The sequence below is a fragment of the Alteromonas sp. I10 genome (assembly GCF_003201515.1).
Lineage (GTDB): Bacteria > Pseudomonadota > Gammaproteobacteria > Enterobacterales > Alteromonadaceae > Alteromonas > Alteromonas macleodii.
Genome location: NZ_QJJN01000011.1, coordinates 106,128 through 119,518, shown reverse-complemented (window position 1 = coordinate 119,518; position 13,391 = coordinate 106,128). Strand labels below are relative to the sequence as shown.

Genomic DNA, 13,391 nt, shown 5'->3' with positions numbered 1-13,391 from the left:
AGGCAAAAGCGGCTTTATAGTGCAAAGCCGCTTAATCTTGGCGAAGACAGCAAAAGCTCATCGCTTGTTACACCAGCATCTCGCCCTTCTCGCCACCTTATCTGAATACCCGCTTCAAATGCTTGGTACTCAACCGCAAATGCTTTTCCTATATACCCAGCTACAATCCAGTTGTGATTGATTCGATACTGACCTTCAGCCATAAAATTTCCGCTTAAACCCGTATCTGAGCTTTCACCAAGGGTCGCGTTCTCGTCTGCCGTAGGAAATGCACCTCCAATCGGAAAGCGCAGATCATCGTCTTGTTCAACACGTGAAAGCGCAAGCGAACTTCGAAGTTTAACTTGCCAGTTTAGCGCCTCAAGCGTTAACAGCTCTGAATAGCCCCCGATGCTGACAAACTGACTGGGGCTAAAGTAACCACCATTGCCGACCGTAAAGCCGCTTAAATTTTTATCATAGCTTGTATAGCTCAAGAATGGCCCTACACGCCAATAGTCAAGCTTTGGAGATATCATGGTAGCAATATCGTAACTTACATCCCCCCGTAGAGAGAACGCGCTATTATCGGCAACCTGCTCGCCTTCTAAGCGACTAACCTGAGCAGTACCTGCAACAGACCAGTTGTCGGCCACTGCATGCGCTACTAACCCTCTTATGCCACTTTCTATCACGTAGCCCCAAGGTTTCGCATGATCAGCATTGAAGGTTCCGGTTTGGCTTAATAAGCTGTCTTCTTTTGCCTTTCTAAACAAGGTTGCAGCTACCGTTGTACTGGTAAGAAATTTGGTTGCAGATATCTGCCCGGTTACTTTAGCGCCAACGGGTTGATCGAACATGGCATATTCAAGGTTAGCGTAAAAATTGAAATCAGGTGCCTGATAATGCGCTTCGGCGCGAAGCCCCTTATCTTCGAAGCCGCTTATTCCCGAAAATGCTCCACTCAATTGTTTGTTACCAAACCAGTCTCCAACTTGAGGGCGACCGCTGTAGAATTGCTTATAGTCGAGTGATACTTGCCACAGCCAGTTTTCATAACCGCTGCCAATACCAATATATTGCGACAGAACATCGAAATTACCGAGCCCCTCACTTCCGCTTCGACTGCGAGTATTAATACCGTAGACTGCACTTAGGCCACCTTTAGTTTGTGCTGTAACTCCCCGCGCATCGCGATTTTGATAGGCTAGCCAAAACTGTTTTCTGGGCCAGGCGTTACGTGTGGTGCGTTCTTGCAATATGCTTTTTACCGCACTGTATCTCAGCTCCAATCGGTTCAGAGTGGCTTCGTCGTCTTGATTAATTGTAACCAATTCATTGGCAATTACCGCATCGGTTGGCGTCTTCGCGAGCACTCGCTCGAACGCTGTGGTGGCGGTTGTGGTGTCTTGTATCTCTTTAGCAGCCCACCCAATTAGTGCTTGCTCATCTACACTTAACGGTCTCAAGCGGGCGAGTGCTTCGCCTGACTCAATACTTTGCTTGTAGCGCCGTGTATCGTAAAACTGAGCCTGTCGGCTAGCCAGACCATCAGCACAGCGTCGAATGAAAACCTCAGTATTGATACTACATGCTAGGTCGAACGCGCTTTGCTTGGCCGTGTCGCTGCTTTGCGCGCTAAGTGACAAATACCTACCTTCGTAATCGTTCACCAAACTAAATAGCGCGTCAGCAAAGTCGTAATTTTTCAAGTCGTATTGTTGCCATGCCGCGCCCTGCAGCACTTCTTTCACGTAGCCGCTGTTATCAGATTTGAGAAATTGCTCCAGCGTTGTCGTATCGCGCAAAGACAATGCCTGCTGTAGCTTAATACCAGTGACACTGTTAAGGCCTTGTTGAGCGGATTGTTTATCGATATCCCGAACTGCCGATTGTTGGGCCTGAGAGAACTGCTGCGTTGCCATTTCTAACATGCCTTTATCAATGGCGGTCCAACCCATAAGCAAGTAAAAATCAGTACGCTTAATTTGATTGCTCAATGCAATAAGCGTTTCTACTTTTTGCTTCGGCGTATTTGCTCTGGCTTTCGGCGTTAACTGAGCAAATTGTTCGAGCGGGAGGGCTTTAGAAGCGGGCTTATTAGGCTGCTTTTTTAAAGCCTGAAGCGATTCTCTTGGCTCTGACACTACAGGCTTGATAGTACCTTTTAAGCGGCCGTTTATTCTGTTTAGTTCGGTTTCGACTTCTTGTGGCACCTGCCACGTAGGGTAACGAGCTTTTAAGCGCGTAAACTCTTCATTGGCTTGCTGAATCTGTCGCTCATTAATATGGTACCAAAGCCCTGTTAAATCCGGCTGATCTTGTTGTGCAGGTAATATACCCAGATCTTTTTCTTTGTACGTTGTTTTAGCTTGTCCGTATGCCTGCACCGACACAAGTGACGTGGCCAAAGCGCCTAGTGCCAGATACAAAGACGTGCGAGTAAACCGAGTTTTCACGATGCGTTATCCAAAACTGCTAGCATAGAAAGCAGCGTTAAACTTGCCGAGTAATAATCCATGTTTCGATTGATCTCAGGCCACTCTGGCCTTTGCTTTTCTTCTGATTTCATCAAGCGGTTTACCGCCATCTGCACTGAACGCATTCCCTTAGACATTTCGTACTCAGCGGTTTCCTCGTTTAACAGGTTGATGGTAGCTGGCGTAGGCGTTATCGCCCACCATGCATAGTAGGGAGAAAGTAGCTTCTCAGTTAATCTAGCGTTTTGGCGAAAACGTGGGGACCATGCTAGCTGAAGCGGTATACGGATCGCATTAAAACCAAACTCAGGCGATATCACATTATCTAAACTTAACGCACCAATCTTACTGTTATCGGACTCAGCACTATTAGGGGTGAAACGCACCCAATCACTGGGCAATTGGTAGGTAGAAAACTGCATATTCGACAGCAAGATCAAGCCCGACTCGAATAGGCTTTCCCAACGTGACGGAGTATCCGACAGCGAAGACAGGTCAGTTATGGCGGGAAAAACCCAATAGGACAGATTTAGCTGAAGGCTGCTATTTCCTGTTTGGTCAGATGCAAATCCGTATTCCCCTGGCAAGAGCACTACACTGTTATTATTCACCACCAGAAGTTTCTGCTCTACAGCACGTACAATATTCCTGGCGGCCTCCTCATACTTACTAACGCCCCACTTTTCACTTGCACGCAATAATGCCCACGCAATAAGAATCTCACCATCAGAGGCATTATTAGGGTCATCGATACAAGAAGATGAATTATCCACACAAGGTCGGTAGCGCCAGCTAAAGAGCCCGTCTTCGCGCATGAGCGTACGTTGGGTCCAGTGCCATAATGCATCAAAGGTGTCTTTATCGTTGGCGGCGACGGCAAAGAGCATACCGTAGCCTTGCCCTTCACTGTGAGACACATCATCATTTCCTGTGTCTACCACGCGCCCGCCGTCAACAAACAATGCCTTATACGCTATGTACTGAGACTTGAATTCGCTATCTTCCTTGGTAGAGCACGACGCCAACAGGAACAAAAAACCTATCACTAGCGTCGCTTTTGTTGCGTAATGCAGCTTTACCATGAGTCTTGCACTTGTTTATTTCTGCGTTTAAGCAACAGGTAAATAAGTAGGCTTACCACAAATACAACCAATATAAAGCCTATTAACCAATACCACGGGTTGTTAGACAGCCATAGTCGTAAATGCAGCCAGCTGTCGTCGGCTTCACCCACTTCATATTTATCGCTTACCTGCATGATGAGTGATGGCGAAAGACCATCTTTCCATGCGAAGAAATCTCCTGCCATCTGCCCCCACATCGACAAACTAACCAGATCCTCGACTCTAGCTTGAAGAAGTTCCGGCGTCTGCGCTGCAACAATGAACAAGGTATCGGTTTGTGATGAAACAGGGTGTGCCTGTGCAGTAAGTACTGCTTGCTCACCTAAGTCACTTTCTTGAACGGTATGACCGTCTATGCGCATTTCTTTGAAAGACTGATCGTCAGTCAGGTTTCTTACGCGATTGTACAGATTGTTCTGTAACCGATAAGACCAGCGTTTCGTTGCCTCAATGGCCGTACTGAATTCAGACTGCTCAATATTCGTTAAGCTTTCAGGGGTACCTAGAACAATCACAGAACCTTCGGTTGTAATGTCGTTTCCAGTTGCTATTTTCACGTTCAATAAAGGCACTTGGGCTACTTGCGCTAATTTCGCTGAAAGAGTTAACGCTGTATCTAAATAGTCATCTGACGGAATAGCAATGGTTGACGATGGTGCTGACTTAAAGCGCGCAAACGGGTAAGCCGTTTCTGAAAGCAAGACGAGATTAGGTTGAACTGCCACGTTTCCTGCATCAGGTAGCTTTATTGCCGAAGAATCATCAAGCTGGAACACGAGGTGGGAACCAGGAATATCATCACAAGGCACACCTGCTAATGGCGCTCTCATGGTTACCGCAAAGTCTAAATTATTCGTCCCGCCTTTGAAGAACCGTGCAGGTATTCTTAGCTGATAGTCTCGGTAGGATTGTCCGTTAATATTATTAAGAGACAAACCGTGTACAAGTTCGTCATTCACGCTTACATTCATAACCGAACCTGGCCCAAAACCTGCGCCATATCCAAAGTCTAAGAGCAAGCTCACGCTCGCGTTTTCAGGTACATAAAAATCTGCAGGCAATCTGAATGACACCCGTTTGGTGAAGTTCCCCTCATCCCTAAACTGAGTGGTCGCCACACCAAAGTCTTGGAATGTGTAGTGATTGTCTGGGTTCAGAATGCGATGACGCTGCAGCGTTTCCGCCTGCATTTGTGACTGTGAAAGTACGGTAACTTGTGAAATAGGGTTAATCGCATCGTCCATTACCGCCAAGGCTTTCGCTGCCTCAAGTACTTCATCTTGCGTAGTACCGCTGACAATAAGGCGGTAACTAGCCGGTACAATAACGTTGCTGTCCTTAACAAACGCAGGTGTGCGCTGTGCTTTTAGAAACGCGCCATCAATGTCGTTAATCACTTCGTCAGATAACACAGGTGATAATGCGTCGACTGTACCAACTAGAATATGAACAGGCTGTTTTTGCTTGGCTTTGAGATACCATGCAGCACGCTCGTAGCGAGCAACATTTTGGTCGTTCCAAAAACTATTTTCTGTGTCTTCTAGCTGGGGCAAAACGTAACCATCATCAAAGCTGTCATGCTCGATAATAAGCGGCTGATATTGATTCCTAAGAGACAGTGCTTGAGCAACAATGGGAAGTGTCTGATATTTAATTTGATCATCAGCTTCTCGCGCCGTGTAAAGCTGAACGTTTCGCTGTCCGCCAATTCCTGGATTAAAGAATCCGCTCAGCTCATCTAACGTGAAGCGCTTTTCATTCACCGACGTCGCAATTTTTAGCGTTGAGTTGTATGCATTAATTTCGCTCCACAATTCAGGCGCACTGCCGTCAACACATTGCTCGGCATAGTGCTGGCTTACCGCTAGTGTCAGAGAGTTAAACCCGGCTCGCCACAATGAAGTAGGGATCGCAATTTCAGATACAAGAGAAGGTCTGTCTGGGTCGAACGCAATCTGTCCAATGGTCGCATTATTGAATCTCACATACAGCTGAGAACGTTTTTTGATTAACGCCTGCGAGCTGACCACTTCTAATGTAAGTAGCGCGCTGTCCACATCAGTTACTGAACTAAGGGGAATTGGAATATCAATGGAGGCAGATTTTCCCTGCAAGCGCACGGTACTTTCACCGCCAAAAAAGTCGGTTAATCGATACGTGTCAGTTTGCGCCGCTAGGGTAAAAGGCATGCACAAACATACGATGAACATAAGGTATTTTTTTATCATTGATTTTCCTTTGCCGGTTTAGCAAGCAAACCTAATTTCCCGGCGAATTTCCCCATTAATACAAGCATATGCAATAAAACAGGCTTTAACCCAACTTTCAACACATGTTTTGCGCCGAACCAGTATGAGATAGCCCTTGTTCTTCTTCGTTGAAACGACATCCAGCGCAGACTATCACACAGTGAATAGGCGACGACTTCGTTTTCTTGTTCTTCGGTTTGAGGCATAAAGCGAACTCGAAGAATTTTTGACCTATTGTCGTAATGCAGAACGCTAATTGGCAAATGAACGTTCTTATTCAATGCGTGACTCCACGATGTGAGCGTGGCATTTTCAGGTACTAACGCTCCCTCACCTTTCAAGCGTAACCGAGCTCCACCTAGCGAAAGATCGACCAAATCTCCAACCCATGCTTCATCGCTTGTAGTCTTAATAACGACACTGTTGGTAGCTGGTAGGCGTGCCTGACTACGCACCTGTTTCCGCTCTAATAACACACTAAGAACAGACAACAATAGAATCAAATTAAATACATTCCACAACATGACCACCACAGTAAGTTCCCGTGTAAGAGGCTCTGTTATGAACTTATAGACACCGCTCCCTAATGCGAATGTGATTACCAATATTAGCCAGTAAAACACGCTCGATAGTGGCGATACAAAGGTTCTGTCAAGACTCTCTCCTTTTGGTGTTACAACAAATGAAGGTGCCCGCGGCTTTAAGAAAACCTTGATTAATGCGTTTAGCGTAAATGCGCACTGTAGTATTTCATATAACTCTGACACTAAGGGCCATCGGGTTCGCCCAAAGAGCATGGTGGATATCATGTATGTGGCAATAACGTGAGGCAGGGTGAAGGCAAAAATTTCCAGCATCGATGCATGGTAAACCTGAAGCCCAAAGACCAAATACGCCAGTGGCATAAGCAAAAAGATGATGCGAGCAAACGGGAACAGCCAAAACATGATTGAACTCATGTAGCCCACTCGCTGATACCATTTTAGTCCTTGCGCTTTAAAAGGCTTTTTAAGTAGTAAAATCTGCGTCATGCCTTGTGCCCAGCGCATACGCTGCTGAATAAACGCATCAAAAGTTTCTGGCGCAAGGCCGCTTACCATAGGTCTGTCCACATATACAGACTCGTAGCCCATTTTGTGAAGATCTAACGCGGTTTCTGCATCTTCAGTGATAGAGTCGCCGGAAATACCCCCAACCAAATCGAGGTGCTTTCTTCTCATCAATGCGGCTGATCCACAGAAGAAGGAACTCCCCCAGTAGTCTAAGCCTTTCTGTATAGTGCCGTAAAACATGTCGTTTTCTGAAGGCATGCGAGTAAACGCAGAGAAGTAGTTACGCTCAACAGGATCTGGGTTAGCCATAAAATGAGGGGTTTGAACGAGAAAGACCTTCTCGTTTTTAAGCATCCACGGCACGGTTCTATCAAGAAAATCCGAAGTAGGAACATGATCAGCATCCAAGATAACAATCAAATCACCCGTGGTATTTTGTATTGCACTGTTCACATTACCCGCCTTGGCAAACTCATTTTTTGCTCGAGTGTGATAGGTAATATCCAAGCGTTTGCACAGTGCTTGCAAATCTTGTCGCCGCTGTTTTGCAGTGGCCGCTGACACAGGGTTTTCAGCGTTAATTTTCTGGTCGGTTCCGCCATCGTCAAGCAAATGAATACGAAGCTTTTCTTTAGGGTAATCGAGCATTTTTGCAGCGCGGATAGTAACTTCTAATATCCCTTCATCTTCGTTATAACTCGGGATCATGACGTCTACACTGGGCAGAGTTGATTTATCTACCCCTTCCAGGGACAAAAGCGGTCGACTGAGCGGAAACGCGTTAACGATCGCCCCTAACACTGAAGTGATCCCCGCATAAATTTCAGCGCCAAATAATAGCCAGACGGCAATCATTGAAAGAAAATCTGAGTAGGTTAGCGTGTAAATACCACGCCACAGCAAATACCTGACGCTAAGCGCAATGGCTAGCACCAGAGCTAAAATGCGGAATAAATGCTGGTATTTTTGCGTGTGCCGCGCTTCTTTGCTGCACAAGGATATTGCAATGAGGATAACGATTGAAGAGAGAAGCTGGCCCAATGCATCCATGGGTGCCAGCAGTAGCACCCCAAGAATAAAGGATGCTACTAACAGAACAATAATGAACTGAGAGGTGTAGTGTTGTCTACGAGTTTGCGAATAGTCCAAGTTTGCGATCCAATACGTGTATTTGCGTTACACTTGCATAGTTCGCCCTGTTAATTAACGTAATTTTACCGTCCGACATTTCAATCTCGTGATTACTTTTATAAAACAAACGAGAAATGTCATCTCTCTGCTTTTTATTGCTTTTAGACGCTAACAACCACGCCGGATACGTTGCCATTCCAAATGCAGCTACAACAATAAGGCCATAGAACAATACTGGCGACATTGTTGGCGCTATGTACAGGGAAAATAAAAACATAGCCATACTTGCAACGGTAAATATACCAGTAATTTTGCGAAAACGTATAACTTTCATAAGTTTATTTTCTGCATCAAGCAGCATCGAAAGACGCTTCTTCCACAGCTGCTCTGTCTCTAAACTCGTGCGTTCTTCAACCAGTTGAGGTTTTTTAAAAGCAGGGTTGGTATTTTTAAACTGTTGAGCAAGCTCAAACACGTTTACCGCAGCGCCTTCATTAATAGCGCTCTGAAACGATTGTTCAAGCGTAGGTGATTGGTCAAATTGTTGTGAGTTATCTACTAATTTCACTGCGCACACTCCCCTCATTACTACACACTGAGTCTACTTCCGTACATTCAGAGGAAAAATTGCTGAAACCATACTTACTGATTAATAATGATACGCTTACATACGCAAATTGATATTGAACTTTAGCTCATTGAACTTTGGTATAAGTCATGTAGGGCAAGGCCTACAAGGGTGTGTAGACTATATGAAAAGCCATATAGCAGGTAGCGTAAGTCGCAGAAAAGCAGCCCGACTAAACGGGATTAAAGTGGGCAAATTAGACTAATTGATAAGGTGAGTTTTATTGCTAAAGCGTTAGGGCTTGCGCAGCTTACTTAAAATACTGATCAAGTTACTTACATTGAATACCGTTCCAAAAATACTGCCCACGGAAATGGCATATAACAGCCCCAAAGTTTCAGCAACAAGAAAAACCTTTCTAATAGTGTGCGTATTGCGGATAACCAAAGATCCCACTGTAAAAATAAGTGATGACGCATAGGCAATGAAGATTATCCAGCTGTGCTCTAGCACAAACCACTCATAAGCGAGGAAGCCTAGATTCACCGCAACAAAGAAAAATAAAATGGCATTGCTTCTATGTTTAATGGCAATAAAGTTACGAACGCTGGCAAGCAGTGTTCCAATGCCTGCGGCCATGGCATCTAGCATAAAAAAATGCACGCTAAGTGCACTTAAGGCAAACGCAGAAATAAGCAAATACTTGTCTACGTTAGTTTGGCGATACCCAATAAAATTTAAAACAACGGCTATTGCGCCAAAGCCTTCTGCAACTATGTTCATTAATATAAGCTCATTAAAATTTAAGGTAGAAAGGCTGACAAAGGGCTTTGTATTCACTGGTATATTCGCCCTTTTGATCCCTAATTATCAGCTCATTTTTGATTGCATTTTTCGCTATTAAGCTCGGCCATTCCCGATGTGCAGTAACGTTTTTAAGATTATCACTTGCGCCCTCCATTACTTTTTTAAAGTGGAACGCGCAAAGATAAGGCGATTTGTTAGATGTATGCTTTACATAAAGAATATCTGCCAGCGATAGGCCATAACCTTCAGCAGTTTCGATAACCGAGGCTTCCATCGACGCTGGGTACACACAGTACATTTGCCCTTGTTCTATTAACAACTTGCTGCTTGCACTAAAAAGTTCATCTGGGCCCAATGCAGACGTTTGCCTTGCCACCAAGCGAGATTGGCTTTGCTTGCTGTACGCATTTGAAAGTGTAGCTGGCGTGTCAAAGTAAGGTGGATTAGAAATCACTAGGTCATACAAGTGGGGGGAGGTGTAGCCAGTTACATCACAGCAGTAAATAAACAGCTGTTTGGCCCATTTTGCATTTTTAAAGTTGGTAGCGGCCTGCGCTGCGGCTTGCTCATCTATTTCTATCGCGTCAATTCTGGCTGCGCCATTATCGAACGAGCTGATGTCAATTGAACTGCTTTGAACATTCTGCTCTTCACCGTTCGGATTGCAAAAGTGCGCTGCTTTTTGGGCCATCATCAACGCTAAAATGCCACTGCCGGTGCCGATATCCAAGATACGTGGGGCATGGCTGAGGTTTGCGCGAAACTGTGCCCAACTTCCTAAAATCAGACTGTCGGTATTCACTTTCATCGCGCATTTGTCCTGTGCTACGGTGAATTGTTTACAGCGGAACATAAGGAAGTCGTATTACCTAGTGCGTTAAAAGGCGCGCATTCTATATCAAGTCGGGTTGTGCTTCACGTTAAGGTTGTGACATTTACTGTGAGCGCTTATTTCCAGCGCTGCAGCGACATCATATTTCTGGCCACGTCAACGGCATGAACGGGTCGGTATTTCTTTAACGGGCCTTTCATTATGCTTTGCCATATGGGCGCCGTTTTCTGCGCTATATCTTCTAGCGTCCGCGACTCGTCGCGATTGCCCAACAATAACGAAGGGCGTACGGCAGAGGCATGGGGTAACTGAGGCATTCGCATAATCGCGTTTTCTAGCTCGCCTTTTACTCGTAAATAAAAGTTACTGCTTTTAGCATCAGCGCCTACCGATGATATCCATACAAAACTATCTGCTCTTTGAGCTCGGGTAAGCTGCGCAGCAACGTGAACATACTCAAAATCGACACGGCGAAAGGCTTGTTTAGACCCGGCCTTTTTAAGCGTGGTACCCAAGCAGCAATAAACATGATTTACGCTAAAGTAGCCTTGATAGTCCTGTAGATTGTCGAAGTCGATAACCACGGGCTTTAGGCGATTGTGAGGGTCGTTAAACATACTGGAGGAGAGCGGTTTTCTGACTAAGCAGGTTACTTCATTGTACCGTCTATCCTGTAACAGCATATTTACAAGCGTTCGTCCCACTAAACCTGTCGCTCCTAGCACCATTGCGGATTTCATATGTCGCACCTTGTATCATAAATTGATATAACTACAATCAAACCTTCGACAGTCAAATATGCAGATAAAAATGAAAAAAGCCCTTTTAATTGGAGCCGCTATGCTCTCTACTGCTTTAAACGCTGAAACGCTCACAATTGAGCGTATTTTCTCTTCTCCTTCACTCGATGGCAACGCACCCCGTTCGTTAAAAGTATCACCTGACGGTCAACGGGTAACATTTCTTAAAGGTAAGCAAACCGACTACGAGCGCCTAGATCTATGGGAATACCATATTGAAAGTGGCCAAACTCGCATGCTTTTCGACTCAAACGACCTACAAAGCGGCGAAGAAGTGCTTTCTGATGAAGAGAAAGCGCGACGCGAGCGTATGCGTTTATCTGGCAGCGGTATTGTAAGCTACCAGTGGTCGGACGATGGTAAAGCATTACTTTTCCCATTAGGTGGCGATGTGTTTTATCACAAGCTGGGTGAAAAAGGGGCGAAGCAACTTTTAGATACTGACGCTTTTGAAACTGATATTAAATTATCGCCAAAAGGTAACTACATCTCTTTTATTCGCGACCAGAACCTTTATGTAAAACACATTGAATCGGGTAAAGAAACGGCAATTACCAAAGAAGGTGGCGACAACATTAAATTTGGTATGGCCGAATTTGTGGCGCAAGAAGAAATGGGCCGTATGACCGGATACTGGTGGTCGCCAGATGAAACTAAAATCGCTTTTACCAAAGTTGATGAAAGCCCGGTAGATGTGATCACGCGTTCTGAAATCTATGCTGACGACATCAAACTTATCGAACAAAAATACCCGAAAGCGGGTACGCCAAACGTATTGGTGGAACTTGCTGTTCAAGACATCAACTCTGGCGATCGCACCTGGGTTGATTTAGGTAAAGACAAAGACATTTATTTTGCCCGCGGTAAGTGGATGCCAAATAGCACCACCTTTACCTACCAGTGGCAGACTCGCGACCAACAAACACTGGAGCTTCGCGCGTTCGACCTTAACAGTAAAAAAGAAAACGTGCTGCTTACAGAATCAAGCAACACGTGGGTAAACCTGCACAACGACCTTTACTTCCTAAAAGACAAAGGCCAATTTATTTGGGCGTCTGAGCGTGACGGTTTTAAACACCTTTACCTATTTAACAACAGCGGCAAGCTGGTTAAGCAATTAACCAAAGGCGACTGGGTAGTGGACAGCGTTGAAGCTATTGATACTGCAAACAACCGTTTGTATTTCTCTGGCCGCAAAGACACGCCACTAGAAAGCCATGTTTACAGCGTGCCTCTAGATGGCGGCGAAATTTCGCGTATCACTGAACTAGGCGCGTATCACAGCGCGGCATTTAGCAAAGATGCCTCTATCTTTATTGACCGTTTCTCAACGATTAACTCTCCTGCACAAGTTAGCCTAAATAGTGCTACCGGCGAGCGAATTACCTGGCTTGAAGAAAATAAAGTTGAAGAAGGTCACCCTTTGCACGCTTATATGGGTAGCTGGACGGCACCTGAGTTTGGTGACATCACCACAAAGGATGGCGCAACCCTTAAGTATCGAATTTATACGCCTGACAGTGCTAAAAAGAATCCTAAACAGAAGCACCCTGTTATTGTTTACCTTTACGGCGGCCCGCACGCACAAGTGGTAACAAACAGCTGGGCGGGTAACCGTGGTTTGCTATTCCAACACTGGGTTGACCAAGGTTATGTGGTATTTACGTTAGATAACCGCGGCTCTAACTATCGCGGTAAAGGCTTTGAAGATCCTATTTATAAAAAAATGGGCTTTATTGAGGTGGACGATCAGGTTGCTGGCGTAGAGTTCTTACGCACACTTCCTTTCGTTGATGCTGAGCGTATTGGTGTTCATGGCCACAGCTATGGCGGCTACATGACGCTGATGACCATGTTCAAAGCGGGCGATTATTTTGCAGCGGGTGTGTCAGGTGCGCCGGTAACTGACTGGCGCCTATACGATACCCACTACACTGAACGCTACATGGGCAACCCAAATACAGATGATGATGCTTACACTGCGTCTTCAGTATTCCCTTACGCAAAAGACCTGAAGGGCGACCTTTTGATTTACCACGGCATGGCAGATGACAACGTGTTGTTTACCCACTCGACCATGCTATACAAGCATCTTCAAGACTTGGCAATTCCATTTGAAACTATGGATTACCCGGGCAAGAAGCACAGCATTCGTGGCAAGCAAACGGGCATTCATTTATACAAAACTATTACTAACTTCTTTAACCGTAACTTGAAAGACTAATACGGTTAGAGCCTGGGGCCTGTTGATCTCTGTACATCTAAGCTCAACAAGCCCTAGAAAGCAGTAAAAAGCAAAAAGCGATGCTTATGAAGGCATCGCTTTTTTTTGGTCAGTTTAATTAACGCTTATTTTGTGCATGTTTGCG

9 protein-coding genes are annotated in these 13,391 nt (G+C 45.3%); 1 reads left to right on the top strand and 8 read right to left on the bottom strand.

The features are described from left to right. Positions 1-14: 14 nt before the first annotated feature. The 8 genes from BZA03_RS18360 to BZA03_RS18325 form a co-directional block, all read right to left on the bottom strand. Positions 15-2,438 carry a cellulose synthase subunit BcsC-related outer membrane protein gene (locus tag BZA03_RS18360; RefSeq protein ID WP_110289525.1) on the bottom strand — a complete coding sequence of 808 codons (2,424 nt, stop codon included), beginning with the start codon at positions 2,436-2,438 and terminating at the stop codon, positions 15-17. Beyond that, a complete protein-coding gene (locus BZA03_RS18355) occupies positions 2,435-3,541 on the bottom strand; it encodes a glycosyl hydrolase family 8 (protein ID WP_110289524.1) in 1,107 nt (368 codons plus the stop codon). The genes BZA03_RS18360 and BZA03_RS18355 overlap by 4 nt, the downstream gene beginning before the upstream one ends. Next, positions 3,535-5,811 carry a cellulose biosynthesis cyclic di-GMP-binding regulatory protein BcsB gene (locus BZA03_RS18350; RefSeq protein ID WP_049588724.1) on the bottom strand — a complete coding sequence of 759 codons (2,277 nt, stop codon included), beginning with the start codon at positions 5,809-5,811 and terminating at the stop codon, positions 3,535-3,537. The genes BZA03_RS18355 and BZA03_RS18350 overlap by 7 nt, the downstream gene beginning before the upstream one ends. After that, entirely contained in the window at positions 5,808-8,033 is a 2,226-nt protein-coding gene (gene bcsA, locus BZA03_RS18345; protein ID WP_014950751.1) for a UDP-forming cellulose synthase catalytic subunit, read from the bottom strand. Before bcsA ends, BZA03_RS18350 begins: the two co-directional genes overlap by 4 nt. Beyond that, on the bottom strand, positions 8,011-8,583 hold the full coding sequence (locus BZA03_RS18340) for a hypothetical protein (RefSeq protein ID WP_014950752.1): 573 nt from the start codon (positions 8,581-8,583) through the stop codon (positions 8,011-8,013). Before BZA03_RS18340 ends, bcsA begins: the two co-directional genes overlap by 23 nt. A gap of 294 nt (positions 8,584-8,877) precedes the next feature. Next, positions 8,878-9,366: a YgjV family protein gene (locus tag BZA03_RS18335; RefSeq protein ID WP_014977436.1), complete on the bottom strand. Its 489-nt coding sequence runs from the start codon at positions 9,364-9,366 to the stop codon at positions 8,878-8,880. Between the two features lie 13 nt (positions 9,367-9,379). Then, the gene (locus tag BZA03_RS18330; RefSeq protein WP_110289523.1) at positions 9,380-10,198 is read right to left on the bottom strand and encodes a tRNA1(Val) (adenine(37)-N6)-methyltransferase; all 819 of its coding nucleotides are present in this window, start codon (positions 10,196-10,198) and stop codon (positions 9,380-9,382) included. Between the two features lie 140 nt (positions 10,199-10,338). Then, complete coding sequence (locus tag BZA03_RS18325; RefSeq protein WP_014950755.1) at positions 10,339-10,962, bottom strand: NAD(P)H-binding protein; 624 nt, start codon at positions 10,960-10,962, stop codon at positions 10,339-10,341. Positions 10,963-11,032: 70 nt separating this feature from the next. Here BZA03_RS18325 and BZA03_RS18320 point away from each other — a divergent pair, with 70 nt between their 5' ends. Further along, positions 11,033-13,246 (top strand): S9 family peptidase, encoded by a 2,214-nt coding sequence (locus BZA03_RS18320; RefSeq protein WP_110289522.1) that lies wholly within the window; start codon positions 11,033-11,035, stop codon positions 13,244-13,246. Positions 13,247-13,391 lie beyond the last annotated feature (145 nt).